This window comes from Anoxynatronum buryatiense (genome assembly GCF_900182905.1).
In the GTDB taxonomy this organism is placed as follows: domain Bacteria; phylum Bacillota; class Clostridia; order Peptostreptococcales; family Tindalliaceae; genus Anoxynatronum; species Anoxynatronum buryatiense.
Map to the genome: position 1 here is coordinate 55,845 of NZ_FXUF01000007.1, position 20,135 is coordinate 75,979.

Sequence of the window (20,135 nt, forward strand, 5' to 3'; positions counted from 1 at the left end):
ACAGGCGGCGGCTAAAAGCCGATGAGAGCGCCCCCGTCCACCGGCAGGCAGATGCCGGTGATAAATTTGGCGGCATCGCTGCACAGGTACACGGCGGCCCAGCCGATGTCTGCCGGTTCACCCACTTTGTTCATGGGGGTGCGGCCCAGAATTTTGGCCTTGCGTGCCGGATCGTTGTCGGTGGCTTTTCGGAACATGGGGGTGTCGATCCAGCCGGGGGCAATGGCATTCACCCGAATGCCGTCGCCGCTGACTTCGCTGGCCAGGGTGCGCACCAGTCCCAGATAGGCTGATTTGGCGGCGGCATAGCCCATGACATAGGGTTGGCCGATGAAGCTGGTCATGCTGGCGGTGAAGAGAATGCTGCCACTTCCCCTTTGGCGCATATGGGGCACAAAGGCTTTGGAAAGGGCAAAGGCGCCGGTGACATGCACCTTCATCACCCCTTCAAAGTCTTCCACTGTCATTTCTTCCACCGGTTTTTTGCAGTGATTTCCCGCATTATTGATGAGAATGTCCACCTGGCCGTGAGCTTCAATGAGCTCCGCTGCCAGCAGTGGGGCTTCCTGAGTATTGACCACGTCATACTGGCGGTAAAACACGCTGCCGGGATACTGGTCGCAAATGGCCTGGGCGGTTTCCGGCAGACTGCGGCCCAGCATGATCACTTTGGCACCGGCGCTGACCATGCATTCTGTCATGGCCAGTCCCAGCCCGGTGGCACCGCCGCTGATGACAGCGGTTTTTCCCGCCAGGGAAAAGATGTGGGGATAGGATGACTCCATCTTCTTCACTGATCTTCACTCCTCACCGCCGGTTTTTTGCTTTCTTTGACCGGCGTTCTGATATCAACAGGTCCTGTTGATTGGGTTTAATCCCGTGATTTTTCGAGACCGCCTGTTTCCAGGAAATAATTACCCGCGGCATGTCTTTTAACGGCATGTCTTTTTTAGGATCAATCGGTTTCATTTTATGCCAGTGTTACCGGGTGTGGCAACCCCCGTAATGGCAAACGTGATGGCAAAGCTTCCTTTAAAAGACTGATAGAAGACTGATAAAAGACTGATAAAAAAACTGATGACCGGAGAAGTCGGCTGCCTGTAAAATTTGTGGTTTGAAGTTCGGTTATTTCTCAAGCCTGGTATTGAACGTTATGAGTTTCCATGACTTAAGGCTTTTATGCATCGCATTTTCGGGGTTTTACCACGTCTTTTTCCTGGTATTTATAAGGAATGTAATATTCTTTATGCCCCTGTTCTTCAGCCTTGGTCAACTGACCACCGGCCACGGCGGCCACCAGCTGCACCAGGCGGGCGGTGGCGTCTTCCTGGGTGCATGCGCCCCGGAGCATCACGCCGGCATCCACATCCATGTCATCCGACATATGCCGGTAGGTGTCACTGTTACCGGTGATTTTGATTACCGGGGCCACCGCAGAACCCACCACACTCCCCCGGCCTGTCACCAGAAAAGTGAGGTGACTGCCGCTGGCAATGAGAGCCATCAGCCCTTCATTGTCGTTGGGGTTGGTGATGCCGAAGTTCATCCAGTGGGGGTCGGGGGTGGTGTCCAACAGCCACAGGCCGGGGTGGGGCGGGGTGGCACCCACTTTCAGCACGCCCTGAATGGGCCGGGAGCCGCTTTTGATAAAGGCACCCATGCTTTTTTCCTCGATGGTGGAGAGTCCGCCGGCGAAGTTGCCGGGGCTCACAGAATACTGGCGTACGGCTTTGCAGTAGTCAAGGGCTTTGTCGTAGGTGTTGGCCAGGGCTTCCCGGGCGGCTTCGTCAGCTCCCCGGGCCAGCAGATGATCCCGAAGCCCGATGGCTTCCACGATTTCCTCAAAAATGGCAGTGCCCCCCTGATCCACCAGCCAGTCGTAAAACCGGCCCACCAGCACGTTGCCTGCCAGTCCGCTGGTATAGTCACTGCCGCCGCACTCGGCGCCAATCACCAGATCAGCAACCCCCATGGGTACCCGGGGGGTGTTCTCCAACTGCTTCTCCAGGCTTTTCACCGCTGCAAGGCCTTTTTCAATGCTCTTTTGAGTACCGCCGGCATCCTGTATAAAGAACCATTCCGCCGGTTTTCCCTCGGCGGCGGCTTTTTCTGCCAACCATTGAGGCTGAATGTATTCGCAGCCCAGGCCCACTGCCAGCACCGCCCCCACATTGGGGTGGCGCATCAGGGCAATGAGCATGCGCACCGCGTATTCATTATCGGTGCAGCCCTGAAAACCCACCACCTCCACCTCTTGATGGTCGGTGCGTTTGACGATTTCCTTGGCCACAAAACTGGCGCATTCCACCGTGTAGATGACCAGCACTTTGTTGCGAATGCCCTTTTTCCCCTGGGCACGTGCATAGCCCAGCCACTGCCCTGGTGCCGGTGATGATTTAGAATGGGGTTGCTGCTGCGTTTCCGGGTTCATGCCCTTTCCTCCCTTGCTCACTGACGCCTCTATTTCCTTGCTCACTGACGCCTCTATACCTTACTCCTTTATTCCCTTACTCATAGCGGGTGTCTTTCGGCGCGCCGGTGTGGGCGTCCAAATGGGATGACCGCTCATCGTACAGGCTGCGCATGCAGTGAAGGTGCACCCAGGCACCCTGCTCAACGGGAATGGTGGTGCAGCCGATGACCACGCCGTATTTCACAATGGGGGTTTCAGCCGCCAGCGGCTTCAGCGCGATTTTGTGCCCCGGGGGAATCACTTCCACCGCTTCAAGGGTGGCCTGCGTCCCAGGGGGAAGTCCGGTGAGAGGCACCGGCCCGGGCGAAATCTCACCCAATGCCGTGGCCACATTGTCTGCCGGGTCGATGACAAAGGCTTCCGGGTTGGAAAGATTCTCAGCTTCTTTCACAACTTCCCTGGCATCCTCCGTTGATTGTTTCATGTCATACCCTTCTTTCTGTTGGTTCCAAGTTCCGGTTCCCGATTCTCACTTCAATCAGTCTGCTGAACGTTCCTGTGCCATGTGACTGATTCTTTGTGGGCTTTATGCGGCACGTGGTTTCGCGTTCTGTGGCTTGAACTATCATTATGTTTACAGAATACCGAAGGTGCGGAAGGCTTCAGTGGCAGACATGCCGTTTTCAATGGCTTTGCGTACCACTTTTTCTCCGGCGGCTTTTTCAAGTGATTTTTCAATGACCTCAGTGGCAATGCCGGCGGGAATGATGAGCACCCCGTCGATGTCACCGAACACAATGTCGCCGTCATGGATGGTCACCTGACCGATTTCAATGGGGCAGCGGAAATCCACCACCTGGGTGCGCACAGAGGAATCCTGAGCATAGCAGCCGTTGCTGAACACAGGCCAGTTTTGCTCCAGTACCTGAGGCGTATCCCGGTGCCAGCCGTTCACCACAGCCCCAACCGCTCCCCGCATTCGGGCAGTGGCAGTGAGCAGCTCGCCCCAGTAAGCACACCGTTTGGTGCCGCCGGTGGCAAGGTATATTTCATTGGTTTCCAGCTGATCGAGGGCTTCTGTGAGAAGGCCGAAGGGTTTTTTCTGTTCGCTGAACACGTCAATCATCAGCACTGTCATGGCTTTACCCGCCAGCTTCATGTCCTCCCGCATGGGGCGGACATCCTGGGGAAGAAACTGATGGTAGTAGCCCATGACATCCAGAATATCTCCCACCACAGGTGTGTACAGTTTTTCTTCCATCAGTTGGAACATTTCTGTTTCATTTTGCCATAAAGACATGAAATTGCCTCCTTTTTCTCGGTTCCTATTTTCGGCTTCGGCTTTGGCTTTAATTTGGGTTTTGGTTTTGATGTGATAGGTGCCTGTTGCCTTTTTCTTCTGAATGATCGAATGATTGAATGATTAATAATTAATGATTGAATGATTAATGATTTATTGAAGCACAATCCCTGGAAAGGGGGAGGTTGAAGACGAAGGGCCTGAACCCCTCTCCGTAAGCAGGCTTTTCTCGAACATACACAAACCTGAATCGCGCCCTTGAAAATGGGTTCTTTCTGACACTCGCAACAGCGCCCAACCCCGAAAGCAGCTTTACCTAATAGCCGTATGCCAGGGCCCCGCCGTCAACAGCAAAATCCTGACCGGTGATATAGGCTGCGCCGTCGCTGATTAGAAACTGGGCCATGGCCCCCAGGTCACGGGTGTCGCCATAGCGGTGAAGGGGCATGCGGCTGAGAATTTTCGCCTGCCGCTCTTCGGTCATCACCTGCTTGTTCATTTCACTGGGGTACCATCCCGGTGCAATGGAGTTGACGTTGACATTGTCGGCCGCCCATTCCACTGCCAGTCCCCGGGTCATGGCCAGTACGGCTCCCTTGCTGGAGCAGTAGGGCACCACTTCAGAGAAGCCCAGGTGGGCTGCCATGCTGGTGATGTTCACAATGCGCCCCACGTGGGGAGAGGCCTTCAGGTAAGGGTAGCAAAGGCAGCTGAGCTTGAACACGCTGTTCACATTCACCTGATGAATTTTTTCGAAATCTTCGTCGGCAAAGCTCTCTGCCCGGCCTTTGACGGTAATGCCTGCGTTATTCACCAGAAAATCGATGCCATCGGTTTCACCAATGGTCTTCACCAGTTCAGCCATACGGGGATAATCGCAGACATCCCCCGCCAGGTGAACCACCCCGGGAAGCGCTTCGGCCCCTTCAATTTTAACACTGCCGCTGCGGCTGATGGCATATACGTTGGCACCGGCTTCTGCCAGCACTTTGGCAATGGCATAGCCAATGCCGCTGGATGCACCTGTGACAATGCCTGTTCTTCCTGTCAGTTCAAACATGTGGTCGCCTCCTGATCCTACAATTCTATTCTAATGAACTGCTATTCAAGCTGTTTCATGAAACTCTTTTGTGTGATTTCATGAAGCCCTTTTGTGTGATTTCATGAAGCCCTCTTGTGTGATTTCTTAAGGGGTGTTGAGGGAATCTTTTCATGTTGCTTTGATTGTTTCATTCTTATACTGGTTGGTTAATGCCCCTTCTGTCCTGTTCTTATCCTGTTACCGTTTATAGGGGCTGCAGGTGTTCTTCCATAAAGCGGAAGCCCCAGCCGGCACCTTCCCGCTGATGAGCGTAGCCATTTTCAATGACCATGGGCTTGTCGATGATGCCGTCGATCCAGTCGAAGCTTTCGGCGCCGTAGGGTTGCCCGATGGTGGCCAGCAGCGGCACATCGTAATCTTTGTAGTAATGGGGCAGGCAGGGAATGTGATGGGCTTCTGCCAGGGCGGCGCTGAGACGCCAGGCCTCCACGCCGCCAATACGAATAATATCAGGCTGCCACAAGTCAAGGGCATTGCGGCGAATAAGCTCCCGCAGGGCAACGACGTCATATTCCCGTTCTCCCATGGCCAGGCTGATGCCGGTTTTGCTGCGTATCATTTCATACCCTGCGAAATCGGTGTTCACCACCGGCTCTTCAAACCACTGAATGCCCATTTCCCGGGCGGCATTGGAGAGGGTGATGGCGTTGGGCACCGACATGCCCTGGTTGGCATCCATCATAATTTTCACCGTGGGTCCCAGGGCTTCCCGCACCTTGGCAATGCGGTGAAGATCCCGTTCCAGTTCAGGGCTGCCCACTTTGATTTTCACCGCGGTGAAGCCGCGGGCTTTGTAGCCCAACACTTCTTCCAGCAGCTCTTCGTCGCTGTAGCTGAGCCATCCGCCGCTGCCATAGACGGGGATTTTTTTGCCATTGGATCCCAGCAGTTTGTGTATGGGCTGCCCCAGGGTTTTTCCCCAGGCGTCCCACATGGCCACATTCACCGTGGCCTGGGCCCACCGCTGGAGTCCCACGTTGCCGAAATACTCTGCTTCCCGTTCAAAATCCGCCTTCAGTTTGAGGGTTTCATTGATGGCATAGCCATTTTCAAGCACCAGGCCTTTCATGTCATGAAGGGCACCTTCAATGGCCCGGGGGGAATAATGGAAGGAGAGCAGGTATCCCTGACCGGTGATGCCGCTGTCGGTCACAACCTCCACCACATAAAAGGCAATTTCGCTGATGGTGTGGGTGGCATCGGCAATGGGGCGGCTGATCTGGGAGACTGCCCGGTATAAGTGAAGGTCTTTGATGGTATGGGGGTTTGAAGATTGGGGTTGTTTTTTGGATGGCTGCTGAGATTGCTGCCGGTCTATTTGCTGGTTCATGAGTCTGCCTCTTTTCAGTGAAGTTTTTTAGCTTAGAAGCATTTCAACTTACAGACGCACCACCCGGTAAGAATGGCACTGCCTCTCAATGAGCTCCCAGTCCAGTTCTGCCCCCACGCCGGGGCCTTCGGGAACAGTGATCATTCCCTGTTCATCGATGGGAAGGCTGCCCTTCATGGGAAACTGGAAAGATTCTTCAGGCACAAAGTATTCATAGTATTCGCAGTTGCGAATGGCACAGCTCACATGCAGGTTCACCAGATCCATGTAGTTCATGGTGGTGGTGTGAATTTCGCAGTTCAGTCCAAAGCCCTCTGCCATATGGGCAATTTTCAGGGTGCCGGTGATCCCGTTTTTCCAGCTTACATCGGCCCGTACAATATCTGCCGCCCGCTGGGCGATGGTCTGGGCCACTCCCCAGTGACAGCCCCGGGTGGTTTCTGTGGCGGCAATGGGAATATCCAGTGTGCGGCACAGCTCCTGATACTTGTAGAGCTCAAAATCACGGAAGGGTTCTTCCAGCCACCGGTAATTCAGCTTTTCCAGCTGCCGGCCCACGGCAATGGCCTGATCAAGGGTGTATTCTGCCACAGGGTCACTCATGAGCACCATGTCGTCTCCCACGGCCTTGCGAATGGCTTGGTGAATCTCCATGTCAAGGGTCCAGGGGCCGGGGGGGTGAGCCTTGTAGGCGTGAATGCCTTTGCTCCTATAATAGAGGGCTTCTTCCACGTAGTCTTCCAGGGTTTCATGGAACAGCCCGCTGGCGTAAACAGGCAGCTGGGTGCGGTAGGCTCCCAGGTATTTGTAGAGGGGCAGGCCCGCTTTTTTGGCGCACATGTCCCAAAGGGCCACATCCACCGGCCCTGGCAGGTACACAGGAAAAAAGGTGAGGTGGCGGTCGATGTTCCAGAGCTCATGCCAGATTTTCTCCCGGTCATGGGGGTCGCGACCCATCACCACCGGGGCAATGTTGTCGTGAAGGTAGTTTTCTGTCACGCCGCCGCTGCGGGCGGCCAGGCAGGTGGCCAGGCCTTCGGTGCCATCGTCGGCAGTGAGCTTCAGCACCACCACATCCCAATCCATGGCGGCACCGCCCCGCCGTTTTTCATCAAAAAGACATTTTTCCCGCTTCACCCACCAGGTTTCAAAAGATACGATTTTCATTGTCAGGCTCCTTTATCAGTGCTTATTAGAAATGCTACCCTCCGTGTTTATACGTGTTCAAACAAGAGTTTATAAGTGAACGCTTATATCCGTATTAAAATGAACGCTTATATCCGTGTTTAAACGAAATCCCATCACTTTGTTAAATGAAAGCTGATATGAAACTTAAATGAACGCTTTTCCAACGGTGTTTGCATTGCTTTCATGGGCACATGCGTCACCATTTGATAAGAAATCGATCAAGAATCGATACGGATTTCCTTCGGCAGGAAAGCACCTGGTGCAGCCATCTTTTCTTGATGATCATTGTGAATCACTCTAAATTTTAAAGAGTTTCTGCCAGCCACTCCACCGCCAGGGCAAACCAGGTGGCCACGTGGGGGTCGGCCCACCGTTGATTCTCCGGCTGCTCCACCGCTGGAGTTGCCAGAGAAAGCCCGTGCTCGCCCCGGGGATACAGGTGCAGCTCTGCCGTCACCTGTGCCTTCATGAGAGCCTCCAGAAACAACAGGCTGTTTTTGGCTGGTACCAGTTCATCTGCCAGGGTGTGCCACAAAAATGTGGGGGGTGTCTGGTCTGTCACCTGCTCTTCCAGGGAAAACAGCTGACACAGTTCAGGGTCTGGGCCTGCCAGCTGTTGAAAGCTGGCGGCATGGGCGCACTCCCGGGCAGAAATCACCGGATAGCAGAGCACCAGAGCATCCGGCCGGTGAAGTTTAAAACTGGTGGTGGCAGGAAACAGATCGTTTCGGTGCCACAGGGTTCCCAGGCTGCCCGCCAGATGACCGCCGGCAGAAAAGCCGCAGACTGCCACCTTTACGCCGGAAACCGCCGTGTTCTCTGCCAAAGCCACTTGTTGCCGGGCTTCTGCCACGGCTTGGGACAGCTGATGCAGCGGCTGCCACCCCAAGGGTGCCGGTGCCACCTTGTAGTGAAGTACAAAGGCATGAAATCCCGCCTGATTGAAGGCTTCGGCCACCGGTTTTCCTTCCCGGTGAGAAATCATCTGGTACCCGCCGCCGGGGCAAATCACCACCGCCTGCCGGGTACTGCCTTCTGCCAGCAGATAAGCGTCCAGCCAGCCTTCATTTTCAAGGGGAATGTGAAAAACGCCGTGATTGGCCGTGATTTCCATGGAACAACCTCTTTTCCTGTCTGTTAAAACACTTGCAAAGACCGCAGTTCTATTTCATGGTCGCTGTTGTTAGTTTATTTGAGTGCTGCGTTACATGACGTTACGTTCTGCGGTTGATTGATGAGAGCCGGAAGCCAGCATTGCTGTCTTCCGGCCGGGCACTTCAATGTCGAAGTGTTGAAGGTTCTTTTTTCAATAAGGTACATCTACTGCTTTGATGTAAACGTCTCATTTGATAATGGCCTGACTGCCCGTCGGGCAGCACATTATTGACCCAATGTACATTTTGCGGCTGCCTTTTGTTTAATCGTTCAACAATCAGCTGTTTCTGTACACCTTTAACTTCTCAACGATCAACTTCTGCTCCACCGCTTCAGCCGACCAGCAATCTGCCAATCCTCTCCAGAAACCCTTTGGCTCAACCCTCACAGCTTATGGAATCATCTTCAACAAGCTAACTGCCCAGCACGGGCATCATCAAATTAGGCAGCCACATGACCAGCCCCGGAACAAAGGTGATCAGCAGCAGCACTGCCACCATAACGCCCAGGAAGGGCAGCAGGGTTTTCACCAGCCGCTCGATGGGGACGCCGGAAACGGCGCTGCCCACAAAGAGGGTGCCTCCCACCGGCGGGGTGATGAGGCCAATGCCCAGGTTTAGAATCATAATGGCACCAAAGTGCACCGGGTCGATACCGATGCTGATGGCGATGGGCAACAGCACGGGAGTGGCCACCAGAATAATGGCCGACATGTCCATGATGGTTCCCAGAACCAGCATCAGTATGTTCAGCATCAGCATAATCAGGTATTTATTTTCGGTGATGCCAAAAATGGCATTGGAAACCATTTGGGGCATCCGCAGAAATGTGAGCAGCCAGCCGAATACGGTGGAGGTGGAGATGAGAATCAGCACAATGGCCAAGGTTCCCAGAGAACGCTCCATCACCTTCCACATTTCTTTCAGGCTCAACTCCCGGTAGATCAGGAAGCTCACCAGCATGGCCCATACCACAGCAATGGCGGCTGATTCGGTGGCAGTGAAGATGCCGGAAACAACCCCCAGCACCACGATGACCACGGTGAGCAGGCCCCAGATGGAATCCACCAGGGTTTTCAGCACATTGATGAGATGAAAAGGATCCCCTTTGGGGTAACGGCGTTTCACCGCCAGAATGTAGCTGTAAATCATCAGGGCAATCCCCAGAATAATGCCAGGAATCAGACCCGCCAGAAACAGGCGCCCCACAGAAACGGTGCCCGCCACCATGGCGTACATCACCATGTTGTGACTGGGGGGAATGAGCAGTCCCTGCACAGAGCTGGTCATGGTGATATTGGTGGCAAACTCTTCGTCGTAGCCCTGGTCTTTCATCATGGGAATAAGAATGGTACCCAGAGAAGCGGTGTCAGCAGTGGAAGAGCCGGAAATGCCGCCAAAGAACATGGAAGCCACAATGTTCACCATGGCCAGGCCGCCGCGAATCCATCCCACCAGCGCATCCGAAAGGGCAATAAGCCGTTTTGAAATGCCTCCGGCCCCCATGAGCTCACCAGCAATGATAAAGAAGGGAACCGCCATGAGGCTGAACACATTCACGCCTTTCACCATGAGCTGGGCCACCTGCATGAGGGGCAGTCCCAGGTAAAGGGTGGTAATGATACTGGAAATCCCAATGGCAAAGGCAATGGGGAAACGGCTGATAATCATCACAAATAAAGAGCCGACAAGTATGAGAACTGCAATGGTGTTTTGATCCATCAGGCGGTTTCCTCCTTTCCTTGAATGACAGCTGATTGTTGCGTATTGTCTGTGTTATTCGTTGGGCTTCCGGAAAGATCTTTGTTGCGGTGTCGGTGAATGAAGTTCAGCAGTCGCTCGATTTCCATAAGACACATGGCCGCTCCCGCCATGGGAACTGACAGGTAGAGCCACATGGACCGGATACCTACGCCAGTTATCAGATTGCGTCCTGCCAGCATGGAGAAGCGCCAGCCGTAAATCATCATAAAAATGGAGAAGGCGAAAATACAGATCTGAGCGGCACCCTTCATCACGTTAACGACTTTTTCAGGCAACAGAAAATCAATAATAGTCATGCGGATGTGGGTATCTTTGCGAATTGCCAGGGCCGCACTGATGAGGGACATATACACCATGCACATGAGTACCACCGGCTCACCCCATGTGGGGCTGCTGCGCAGCACATACCGGCCAAAGACCACGTAGGATGTGATGGCCACCATGCCGATGAAACAGAGCTTGCAAAAAGTCATGAAGAATAAGTAGACCTTGTCAAAAAACTTTGTCATCACGTTGGTACCTCCCTGTTGATCAAAAGGGGCAGCGAAGTCGCTGCCCCTTGAGGAGATGCTGCAGGTTCTTCCAATGGTTTGTTGTTCACTGGTTCACTGGTTTACTGATTCAATGCAGCAAATGGATTTCTTCTGAATTGTCTTTACTTGTTGATGATGGCCTGATATTCATCTTCAAGACCAACAATGTATTTTTCCACAACACTTTGAGTTGCTTCCATGTAAGGGGTTTTATCCGGTACTTCGATGACATTGGCTCCTGCTGCCTTGATATCTTCCAGCAGTTGGTTGTCAAGCACTTCAATGCTTTCACGGTTCCAGATTTCGGTTTCCTTGGCAGCTTCCATGAGAATGGCCTGGTCTTCAGCATCCAGCGTATCCCATACTTGCTCGCTCATGAGTACGATGGAGGGGCTGTAGGTGTGGCCGGAAAGAATGTAGTTGGGAGCCACTTCAAAGAACTTGTTGGAGTAGTAGCCGGAATGAGGCTGTTCGGCACCGTCAACGGTTCCTGATTGCAGGGCGGAATACAGTTCTGAGAAAGAAATGGGTGTTGACTGGATGCCCATGGCGGCAACGGTTTCACTCATCAGATCAGTGGTGGGAACACGCAGTTTCATGCCTCTGAAATCTTCGATGGAGTCAATTTCTTTGCCGGGAACAGTGAAGAAGTTTCTGGAACCTTCATCCAGGTAAAAGAGGCCTACCATGCCGGTGCCCACTTCCTGAGCTTCTTTAAGGAAATCATCACCGATGTCACTGTGCAACACACTCCACAGATGATCTCTGTCGCGGAAAATGAAGGGAAGTCCAAACAAGTTCAGCTTCTGAACGCCAAAGTCTGTCAGGCTGTTGGTGTTACCCCGGGCGATATCAATGGCGCCGCCACCCATTTGCAGGGTTTGATACGCAGTTTTTTCGTCTCCCAGCTGACCTGCTGGATACACTTCGATGGTGATCCGGCCGCCGGATTTTTCGCTGACCAGTTCTGCAAACTTGTCTGCCGCTTCGTCCATGATATGACCGTCGGGATTCAATTCAGCGTACTTGAGGGAATAGCTGGGCTTATCTGCCGGTGCGGCTGCGCTGCCGTTGCCGGATTCAGCGGGTGCCGGAGCCGGTGCGGATGAATTGGAGCCACATCCTGCCAAAAGAGAAATACTCATCATACCTGCCAACAATAATGCTGCCTTCTTTTTCATTTTGTTACCTCCCCTTTTTTGCAGTGACTCAGGGTTTTCCTGAAACTGCTTTTCTTCGTTTTGAAACCTGTCACTGATCTTTGGCACCCGGAACTCGCTTGGTATAAATGGAAGACGTTTTCCTGATGCGCAAAAATCTTCTTTTTGCTCCGCTGATGGCGGGAGTGATTTCCGCTGCCATTTTGCGAAATGACTCTGTTGACAACCGACTGTTCTGAGAAGAACAGACGGGTTACAGACAACACTTGAACGCTCTTGCTGATTTCAATTGCCTTTCTGTTCACGTTTCTTTTGATGATTTTACGCCTGTTTTTTTGATGGTGCTTATGATGCCAATGATACTTATGATGCCGGAGATGTTAAACACGTCAGTAATTCTAAAGATATTTAAAGATGTTAAGGATTCCAAAGATGTTAAGGATTCCAAAGATGCCACAGGCGGGAACTTATCATGCTGATTGTCAGGCTGATGGTATCCCTTTACAGGTACATGGATAAATTGCTGTTAAAAAGAACCACGCTTTCCACATACTTGACATCTTCGATGGGTTTTTCACCCTTGATCAGATAATCCAACAGGCGTCTGGTTGCCAGGTAGGCCTGTTGATAGGGGTTTTTGTAAATAATGTTGTTCAGTATGCCCGCTTTCATATTGGCTGCATTCTCGTCAAACAAGTCACTTCCGATGACCCGCAGCTTACCCGCCAGTCCCATTTCCTTCACCAGCTTGCCGATCATTACGCTGCCCCGTGCATTGACGCTGTAAATGGCCCGGATGCTTGGATCGCTGTTAAGGTATTCCCGCATGCGCATGGAAATCTCTTCTTCATCCTTGTAGCCGTGAACTTTGACAGTTTTCAGGCTGATTTCGTTTTCTTTTATGTAAGCGTCAAAGCCCTGGATAATACCGTAATGGGAGGGCACCATGATGTCACCGGCGCCAATGAGCACACTGCTGTTTTCAGGAAGCTGAGAACTCAACAGCTCTGCCACCATACGGCCTGTTAATTCGTAATTGGCCTGTACACAGCCCATGCGGCCGCTGTCATGAAGATCATCACAGGTGAGCATGACGGGAATGCCCTGTTGAATAAACTGGCGAATGGCCTGCTCCCCCCGTTCATCGTGGGCATGACCGACAGTGATTAACCCGTCAATTTCATGGTTATACCTTTCCAGCACGGCTGTCAGCTCATGACCCTGCACATTCATTGTGTTGTAGTAAGGTATTTCGATGACCTGCAGATTATAATCCTGAAGCTCCTCCATACAGTCCCGAAACCCCTGCCAGACATAGGTATAGTAATACCGGTTCTGCTCTGTGGAGCCGGGAAAAGCCGCCACAATTCGCAGGGTTTTCCGTTTAAGGGAAGAAGCCACATAGTTGGGACGATAGCCAAACTCACGGGCTGTCTCCAGTATTCGCTCCCGCAGTTCATCCCCAACGCCAGGCTTGCCGTTTAAGGCACGGTGTACGGTTCCTGAAGAAACACCCATATTTGCCGCAAGATCTTTGATGGTGACTCGTTTGACCATTCGTTTCACCGCTTCACGTTTACTAAAACGTTTTCCTAACGTTCTGGCCTTATTTTAATATGCTCTTTCCTGCCTGTCAATGCTTTTTTCAAAAAAAGATAAGAAATGGTTGAAAAAGTGAGAATCTTTTGTGATTCATGCGTTGTGCCGGTTTTGGTTTTTTGTGTATTTTCAAGGCTTTCATACGTCACAATTTGATTGTGATTTATTGTTCCGACCAGGCCTTGCTTTTTCCAGGGAAAGTATCCGCTGAACAATCTGAATATTCACTGGTTTATTAGCCGCTTTTACTAAAACGTTTTAATCTCTTTTCTCCCATTTCTTCTTATGGTATAGTGAAATCACTTACCATTACCTTGCCGCCAGTGTGGCTGAAGCGGCATGCCTGCTCTTCACCTTAAACTTGTTCTCAGGAGGAAATTCTATGGAAAAATCCCTTGTTATTCGCACCACCATTAATGCCCAGGTTTTTCGCCAGTTCAGTTATTTCAATGCTTTTCAAATGAACCACCGGGGTTTGATGCTGCTTTTCTTTCCTGTATTTCTCATTATTCTGGGTGTGATTCACTTAAACACCGGCAGCCGCCTTTTTTTCTATGCCTACTGCGGCGCCGGCCTGTTGCTTCCTGCCCTCTACCTGACTTTCTATCATGTATCCCTGAAGCGCCAGATTCGTCTCCATGGTCTGGATACGCCCCGCGTTGCCTATACGGTGACCCTGGACCCTCATGAGGTTCAGGTGGTGAATGCTCATGAAACCACCACTTTTCAATGGCATCAGGTGTACCGGGTTTTTCACCTTGATCACGTTTCCTACCTGTACCTCACCAAAGCCCGGGCTTTTATTCTGCCCCATGGCGATTTTCACCAGGGAACCCCTGAGGCGCTGATCAAACTGGTGGACGAGCAGGTGCCTGTCATTCGCGTCAAGAATAAACGCCCTCAGTCAACGGGATAGTACCCGGCGCATGCCTTTTATTGCCATTCGTGCCAGATTGATTCAACCAAAAAGCAGTGACTTCCGCCTGTTCTAAGCGGTGTCACTGCTTTGTTTGTTCGTTATGCTTCATGCCTGATTGCCTTTACTGCGTGATTATATGTGTAGGTGATTGTGTGATTGACCGGCTATTTGACCGCAATGCGTTCAACGCCGCCCATATATCCCCGAAGCACTTCTGGAATCACCACACTGCCATCAGGCTGCTGGAAGTTTTCCAGAATAGCCGCCAGGGTACGGCCCACTGCCAGACCCGACCCATTGAGGGTGTGAAGGAAGGTGACTTTTCCCCCTTCTTTGGGGCGGTAGCGGATGTTGGCCCGTCGCGCCTGAAAGTCTTCAAAATTACTGCAGGAGGAGATTTCCACATACCGGTTGTAGCTGGGCATCCACACTTCCACATCGTACTTAAAGGCAGCGGTGAAGCCCAAATCACCCGTGGAAATTTTCACCACCCGGTAGGGGATTCCCAGTTGTTTCAGCACTTCCTCCGCGTTGGCGGTGAGGCTTTCCAGCTCTGCATAAGAGGTTTCAGGGGTGGTGAATTTCACCATCTCCACCTTGTTGAACTGGTGCTGGCGAATGAGCCCACGGGTGTCACGGCCGGCAGACCCGGCTTCTGAGCGGAAACAGGGGGTATAGGCGGCATAGCACAGAGGCAGGGATTCTTCTGGAATGATTTCATCCCGGTGGATGTTGGTCACAGGTACTTCTGCAGTGGGCACCAGAAAATAGTCTTTTTGGGGCACCCGGAAGGTGTCTTCTTCAAACTTGGGCAGCTGCCCGGTGCCGGTCATGCTCTGGCGGTTTACCATGAAGGGGGGCATCAGCTCCTGATAACCGTGGTGTTCGGTGTGAAGATCCAGCATGAAGTTGATGAGGGCCCGTTCCAGTCTGGCTCCCAGGCCTTTATAGAGCACAAATCGGGCTCCGGTGACCTTGGCTGCCCGCTCAAAATCCAGGATATCCAAATCGGTTCCCAGATCCCAGTGAGCCTTTGTCTCGTATTCGAAGGTGCGGGGGGTCCCCCATTGGCGCACTTCCACATTATCATCATCGGTCTCTCCCTGGGGAACATCCGGGTGGGGCACATTGGGAATGCGCAGCATCAGTTCATAAAGCTCGCTGTCCACCTGGGCCACTTCTGCATCCAGATCCTTGATACGGGCAGAGAGATCTTTCATCTTGGCCATGATTTCGGCGGTGTCCTGCCCTTCTTTTTTCAGGCGGGGAATCTCTCTTGAGACTGCATTTTGTTCGCTTTTCATCTGTTCCACTTCCTGAAGCAGGCTGCGCCGTTTTTCATCCAACGCCACCACGGCATCCAAATCCACTTCTGCTTCTCCCCGGCGTTCCATGGCCGCCTTGATGGTCTCCAGTTCGTTGCGTATCCGTTTCAGATCCAACATTTGATTTCCTCCTCATCTTTTTTCTCTGCTTTTACTGCTTTCACTGTTTTCAATGTTCTCACTGTTCTTGCTTCTCTCACTGCTTTTCACTTTTTCTTTGGCTTCCGCTTGATCCGCTTAGTTTCGTTGTCGCTTTGTTCTGCGTACTGCCTTCGCTCATTTAATGATGCTTTCTTTGTTGCCGCAGTTGTCATACAAAAAAACCTTCATCCCCGGTGAAAGGGACGAAGGTTCATACTCCGCGTTGCCACCCTGATTGACTGTTTCACATGAAACAATCCACTCAATATACGGGATAACGGCTGTCTGGGCCGGCGGCGCTTGGTGACCCTGGAATAACGCCTGGCGTTTCCAGCGGCTTTTCACGCCACAGTTCTGAACTGGATTCGACTGGTTGCACCACCGTCTTCCACCACCGACGGCTCTCTGGAGGATTCTCTCAGTCTACTGGGTTCTTCTTCACTTTTACAGGATATTTTCGACAGACTGTTCAGCGACTTAAAAGGTTTATCAGGTTTTCGACAAAATGCTTCTGTGTCATTAACAGTGCCTTCGATCAAATTATTGTATCACAGCCGCCATCCCTTGACAACCTGTTTAGCTTCTGATTTCTGGTTTTTTGGTTACTGAACTTACTCCAGTTACTTGAGTTCTTTTGCCTGAGCCACAATGGCGGCTTCTTTTGCGTCAGCCGCTTCTGGTGTGGGCAGCCCATGAAGCACTTTGTTGCCGTCTTCATCAACACTGACAAAGGTAATGAAGCCATCCACCAGCAGATCGCCGGTTTTTTCATCCACCACACTGGCATAGACGGTGATGCTGGTTCGGCCGGTGAGCACCACTTTGCTGTCGATGAGAATAATGCTGCCATTGTGCACCGGTTTAAAGAAGCGGAAGCCATGAACTTTAAGGCACACGATGCCTTCGGGTTTTCCGTACTGGCTGGCTGCCGCCACAAAAGACGCTTCCACAAACCACTCGGCCATTCTGCCGGCAAAAAGGGTGCCGTGGTGGTTCAAATCTTCACTTTTCACCAGATGGTGAATCACATGACTTTTCATAATGGGTTCCTCCTCAAAGTATCCTGATTCGTTGGCTACCCGACATAGATACCCATTATGGCGACATATATTGATCTTTTTCTATGAAAATCGTTGAAATTCTCATTAATGATTTTTGCTATGCGAAACCACCCCAGGAAATAGCGCTATTCTCCCGCTTGAGCCTCCAGGACATTTAAGATTTCTTCCAATTGCGCCAGGGCCTCCCCATAGGCTGCCCAATCTCCCTCCTGAGAGGCTTTCTGAGCGGCTTCAAAGGTGTTGCTGGCAGCCCGAATCAGCATTTCGGTGGAAGCCTCTGCCAAATCTGCCGGCAGGGTGACCTCCGGTGACGGGGTGTCAGCAGGCGTTCCTGGAGCTCCCGGAGTTTCTCCCGGGGCGGGTGCTGTCGGCTGTTGTTCTGGTGATGACGGTGTTCCGGTGCCACTTTCAGGAATGGTGGGCGTACCGGCACCAAAGAGGCGGGTCAGGGCTTCTTCAAGGGTGCTTTCCATCACAATATCGTCTCCAAAGGCGGCGATGACCTGCTTCACCTCCGGCGGACTGTCGGAATTGGAAGCCTGGATGTACAGGGGTTCAATGTACAGGAAGGAGTTGTTCATGGGAATCACCAGCAGGTTCCCCCGAATCACCTGAGAACCGCCTTCTCCCCACAGGGTCAGGCTCTGGGAGATGACTTCATTCTGATCGATGCGGGCTTCTATCTGCATGGGCCCATAGATGTTCTGATCTTTGGGCAGCTGGTAAAGCACCAGTTCGCCATAATGCTCTCCGTCATTTCGGGCCATGAGAAGGGCAATCATATTATTCAGCCGGTTGGGGGTGTAGGGGACGGAAAGCACAAATTCTTCCCTGTCTTCTCCCGGCATTTTGAAAATCATGTACTGGGACTCCACATTTTGAGACTGACCGGCATAGCGCTCCTGGGCAATGTTCCATAGGTCTTCATCCAGGTAGAACACGGAGGGGTTGGCCATGTGATACCGCTCATAAACGATGGTTTGCAGATCAAACAGCTCCTGGGGATACCGGATGTGTTGATGCAAACCTTCCGGCATGGCTTCCAGGGGCTGAAAAAGCCCGGGGAAGATGTTGGCATAGGTTTGAATCACCGGGTCTTCCACATCGGCAATATAGAAATTGACGTCGCCTTCGTAGGCATCCACCACGACCTTCACCGAGTTGCGCATGTAATTGTAGTCTCCCCGCAGGCGGCGGTTGTAGTCCTGGTTCAGGTAGGGAGTGGCGTAGGGGTATCTGTCGTGAATGGTGAAAGCGTCGATGATCCAGACCAGTCGGCCTTCATGAATCACCAGGTAGGGATCTTCATCGTAGAGGAGGAAGGGGGCGATTTTCGTCACCCTGTCTTCTATGTTCCGGTCAAAAATAATGCGGCTCTCCCCTGAAATACTGCCGGAAACAAACAGCCGGGCACTCCGCTCCCGCAGGGCGTAAAGCAGCCGGTTAAATCCGCTTAAAGGAATGCCGGCAGTTCCTTCATACATGGTTTCTGCGTTGTCTTCACCCATGGGGTAGTCAAATTCCATTTCACCGGTATTCACCACGATGTAATGATTGGTGAGTTCGCCAAAATAGATTTCAGGCCGGGTAATCAGCAGATCAGTGGTGCTCACGGGGGGAATGTTGCGAATAAACAGCTCTGGCTGCCCCTGGGGGGTGATGGCATTCACCGGTGAAACCACTGCGCCATACCCATGGGTGTATTTCAGATGCATGTTCAGCCAGGTTTTGGCGGATTCGCTGATGCGTTCCATATTCAGTTCACGGGCTGATGTAAACACCTGGCGGTATTCGCCGTCAATGTGGTAGCGGTCAATATCCACATCGGTGAACTGGTAATAGGGGCGAATGGCCTGCAGTTGATTGTAGCTGAGAAGGGCAGGCCGGTAGTCATTGATGCGGATGTTTTTCACTGTTTCCGGGTTGGCCTCCAAGTCTTCCCGGGTGAGGTTGTAATCGATGTTAAACGCTTCTTCCCGCACGTTATCCAGCCCATAGGCCATGCGGGTGTACTCGATGTTCTGGCGGATATAGGGGGTTTCCCTGGCCAGCACATTGGGCTCCACCACAAAGCGCTCAACGCCTGCACTGGCAATGCCTCCCAGCACTGTCACCAGTATGAGGAGCACCGGACCAGCGGCCATCAGCTTGTATTTTCGGCCATAAAAACCCACCAGCAGCAGCACGCCGCCGGCAAAACTCACCAAGGCTTTGATGCGGTAAAGGGGCAGGCCCACGGCCATATCGGTATAGCCGGCGCCATAAATGGCCCCCTGGGGAGAGTACAGGAGTTGATAAATGCTGAGAAGGTACCGCAGGGTGAGAATGGCAAAGAAAATCACACCCAGGGTCACCATCTGGCGGGTGGCAAAGGTCAAAAACCGTTTCATCGTGTCTTTCCAGGGATTAGTCCCTTCTTCCACCTGAATCAGGGTGGGCCGGCGGACAGCCAGCATGAACAAATAGAATATGAAGGTGACCACCACCACGGTGAAAATCAGTGAGATCAGAGTGTCCAGCCCTTGCATCAAGAGGGGCCAGGTGAAGAAATAATAGGCGATGTCTTTACCAAAAACCGGGTCTTCCACGCCAAAGGGAACCTGATGGCGAAACTCCAGAATCTGCCACCAGAAACGCCCCACGGTATTCATGGCGGTGTAGAGTCCCAGCACCACCGCCGGCAGCAGCAGCCACCGGTTGATCTGTTTGTCCGACAGGGTCACCTGGGTGGCACCGGTCTGTTTTTCGTACCTTTTCTTGAGTACCCGAAAATAAGCATAAAAGAGAATACCTGCCACTATAAAGACAGGGATGCCCAACGTCATCTGCGTACGCAGCCGGGTGAGAAACACACCCGTGTATCCCAAATCGGCAAACCATTGGTATTCGGTGATGAAATGGACCAACTGGCTGGTGAAAAGCAGCAGAATCACCACCAGGGCCGCCACCCCTCCCAGTATTTTTCGAATGCGGTTCATTTGAAAAACTCCCTTCTCTCATCATCCAGTTAAATGACCGGATGTCACCATTTTTTAATGGTTTTTTAATGGTTTTTCACTCATGTGGTTTGTTCAGAGGGTACCGACCACCGTCACCCATGCTTTTCGATTTCGTTGATTCATGTTGATGATTTTTCATGATCTCTT

The 20,135-nt window shown here is 52.2% G+C and carries 16 protein-coding genes and 1 other annotated feature; of the genes, 1 reads left to right on the top strand and 15 read right to left on the bottom strand.

Features of this window, described 5'->3' with window-relative positions; genetic code table 11:
• Positions 1-11: 11 nt before the first annotated feature.
• The 12 genes from QOL74_RS10200 to QOL74_RS10255 all read right to left on the bottom strand — a co-directional run bounded on the left by QOL74_RS10200 (position 12) and on the right by QOL74_RS10255 (position 13,501).
• The gene (locus QOL74_RS10200) at positions 12-785 is read right to left on the bottom strand and encodes an SDR family NAD(P)-dependent oxidoreductase (RefSeq protein ID WP_283409487.1); all 774 of its coding nucleotides are present in this window, start codon (positions 783-785) and stop codon (positions 12-14) included.
• Between the two features lie 392 nt (positions 786-1,177).
• Positions 1,178-2,431 carry a UxaA family hydrolase gene (locus tag QOL74_RS10205; RefSeq protein WP_283409373.1) on the bottom strand — a complete coding sequence of 418 codons (1,254 nt, stop codon included), beginning with the start codon at positions 2,429-2,431 and terminating at the stop codon, positions 1,178-1,180.
• 76 nt (positions 2,432-2,507) lie between these two features.
• Positions 2,508-2,897 (bottom strand): UxaA family hydrolase, encoded by a 390-nt coding sequence (locus QOL74_RS10210; protein WP_283409374.1) that lies wholly within the window; start codon positions 2,895-2,897, stop codon positions 2,508-2,510.
• Between the two features lie 150 nt (positions 2,898-3,047).
• Positions 3,048-3,713, bottom strand: a complete 666-nt coding sequence (locus tag QOL74_RS10215; protein WP_283409375.1) for an RraA family protein — start codon at positions 3,711-3,713, stop codon at positions 3,048-3,050.
• 316 nt (positions 3,714-4,029) lie between these two features.
• A complete protein-coding gene (locus tag QOL74_RS10220) occupies positions 4,030-4,773 on the bottom strand; it encodes an SDR family NAD(P)-dependent oxidoreductase (RefSeq protein WP_283409376.1) in 744 nt (247 codons plus the stop codon).
• A 226-nt stretch (positions 4,774-4,999) separates the two neighbouring features.
• Entirely contained in the window at positions 5,000-6,145 is a 1,146-nt protein-coding gene (locus QOL74_RS10225) for a mandelate racemase/muconate lactonizing enzyme family protein (RefSeq protein WP_283409377.1), read from the bottom strand.
• Between the two features lie 48 nt (positions 6,146-6,193).
• A complete protein-coding gene (locus tag QOL74_RS10230; protein WP_283409378.1) occupies positions 6,194-7,312 on the bottom strand; it encodes an enolase C-terminal domain-like protein in 1,119 nt (372 codons plus the stop codon).
• Positions 7,313-7,637: 325 nt separating this feature from the next.
• On the bottom strand, positions 7,638-8,447 hold the full coding sequence (locus QOL74_RS10235; protein WP_283409379.1) for an alpha/beta hydrolase: 810 nt from the start codon (positions 8,445-8,447) through the stop codon (positions 7,638-7,640).
• Between the two features lie 454 nt (positions 8,448-8,901).
• Positions 8,902-10,209 (bottom strand): TRAP transporter large permease, encoded by a 1,308-nt coding sequence (locus QOL74_RS10240; RefSeq protein WP_283409380.1) that lies wholly within the window; start codon positions 10,207-10,209, stop codon positions 8,902-8,904.
• The gene (locus QOL74_RS10245) at positions 10,209-10,760 is read right to left on the bottom strand and encodes a TRAP transporter small permease (protein ID WP_283409488.1); all 552 of its coding nucleotides are present in this window, start codon (positions 10,758-10,760) and stop codon (positions 10,209-10,211) included. Before QOL74_RS10245 ends, QOL74_RS10240 begins: the two co-directional genes overlap by 1 nt.
• Positions 10,761-10,906: 146 nt before the next feature.
• Entirely contained in the window at positions 10,907-11,965 is a 1,059-nt protein-coding gene (locus tag QOL74_RS10250) for a TRAP transporter substrate-binding protein (protein WP_283409381.1), read from the bottom strand.
• Between the two features lie 480 nt (positions 11,966-12,445).
• Positions 12,446-13,501 (bottom strand): LacI family DNA-binding transcriptional regulator, encoded by a 1,056-nt coding sequence (locus QOL74_RS10255; protein WP_283409382.1) that lies wholly within the window; start codon positions 13,499-13,501, stop codon positions 12,446-12,448.
• A gap of 424 nt (positions 13,502-13,925) precedes the next feature.
• On the opposite strand from QOL74_RS10255, the gene QOL74_RS10260 reads away from it, so the two are divergent.
• Entirely contained in the window at positions 13,926-14,459 is a 534-nt protein-coding gene (locus QOL74_RS10260; protein ID WP_283409383.1) for a YcxB family protein, read from the top strand.
• A 167-nt stretch (positions 14,460-14,626) separates the two neighbouring features.
• Here the strand turns inward: QOL74_RS10260 and serS are convergent, their stop codons facing one another.
• The 3 genes from serS to QOL74_RS10275 all read right to left on the bottom strand — a co-directional run bounded on the left by serS (position 14,627) and on the right by QOL74_RS10275 (position 19,967).
• Positions 14,627-15,907 (bottom strand): serine--tRNA ligase, encoded by a 1,281-nt coding sequence (gene serS, locus QOL74_RS10265; protein ID WP_283409384.1) that lies wholly within the window; start codon positions 15,905-15,907, stop codon positions 14,627-14,629.
• Positions 15,908-16,124: 217 nt separating this feature from the next.
• Positions 16,125-16,376 (bottom strand) — a binding site (T-box leader).
• Positions 16,377-16,548: 172 nt separating this feature from the next.
• Positions 16,549-16,968: an acyl-CoA thioesterase gene (locus QOL74_RS10270; RefSeq protein WP_283409385.1), complete on the bottom strand. Its 420-nt coding sequence runs from the start codon at positions 16,966-16,968 to the stop codon at positions 16,549-16,551.
• 146 nt (positions 16,969-17,114) lie between these two features.
• The gene (locus QOL74_RS10275; protein ID WP_283409386.1) at positions 17,115-19,967 is read right to left on the bottom strand and encodes a UPF0182 family membrane protein; all 2,853 of its coding nucleotides are present in this window, start codon (positions 19,965-19,967) and stop codon (positions 17,115-17,117) included.
• Positions 19,968-20,135: the final 168 nt, after the last annotated feature.

Coding starts and splice junctions, on each gene's coding strand:
- QOL74_RS10235 (WP_283409379.1), bottom strand. CDS start 8,447: ATGGAAATCACGGCCAATCACGGCGTTTTTCACATTCCCCTTGAAAAT.
- QOL74_RS10245 (WP_283409488.1), bottom strand. CDS start 10,760: ATGACAAAGTTTTTTGACAAGGTCTACTTATTCTTCATGACTTTTTGC.
- QOL74_RS10270 (WP_283409385.1), bottom strand. CDS start 16,968: ATGAAAAGTCATGTGATTCACCATCTGGTGAAAAGTGAAGATTTGAAC.
- QOL74_RS10225 (WP_283409377.1), bottom strand. CDS start 6,145: ATGAACCAGCAAATAGACCGGCAGCAATCTCAGCAGCCATCCAAAAAA.
- QOL74_RS10220 (WP_283409376.1), bottom strand. CDS start 4,773: ATGTTTGAACTGACAGGAAGAACAGGCATTGTCACAGGTGCATCCAGC.
- serS (WP_283409384.1), bottom strand. CDS start 15,907: ATGTTGGATCTGAAACGGATACGCAACGAACTGGAGACCATCAAGGCG.
- QOL74_RS10215 (WP_283409375.1), bottom strand. CDS start 3,713: ATGTCTTTATGGCAAAATGAAACAGAAATGTTCCAACTGATGGAAGAA.
- QOL74_RS10240 (WP_283409380.1), bottom strand. CDS start 10,209: ATGGATCAAAACACCATTGCAGTTCTCATACTTGTCGGCTCTTTATTT.
- QOL74_RS10200 (WP_283409487.1), bottom strand. CDS start 785: ATGGAGTCATCCTATCCCCACATCTTTTCCCTGGCGGGAAAAACCGCT.
- QOL74_RS10275 (WP_283409386.1), bottom strand. CDS start 19,967: ATGAACCGCATTCGAAAAATACTGGGAGGGGTGGCGGCCCTGGTGGTG.
- QOL74_RS10250 (WP_283409381.1), bottom strand. CDS start 11,965: ATGAAAAAGAAGGCAGCATTATTGTTGGCAGGTATGATGAGTATTTCT.
- QOL74_RS10255 (WP_283409382.1), bottom strand. CDS start 13,501: ATGGTCAAACGAGTCACCATCAAAGATCTTGCGGCAAATATGGGTGTT.
- QOL74_RS10260 (WP_283409383.1), top strand. CDS start 13,926: ATGGAAAAATCCCTTGTTATTCGCACCACCATTAATGCCCAGGTTTTT.
- QOL74_RS10210 (WP_283409374.1), bottom strand. CDS start 2,897: ATGAAACAATCAACGGAGGATGCCAGGGAAGTTGTGAAAGAAGCTGAG.
- QOL74_RS10205 (WP_283409373.1), bottom strand. CDS start 2,431: ATGAACCCGGAAACGCAGCAGCAACCCCATTCTAAATCATCACCGGCA.
- QOL74_RS10230 (WP_283409378.1), bottom strand. CDS start 7,312: ATGAAAATCGTATCTTTTGAAACCTGGTGGGTGAAGCGGGAAAAATGT.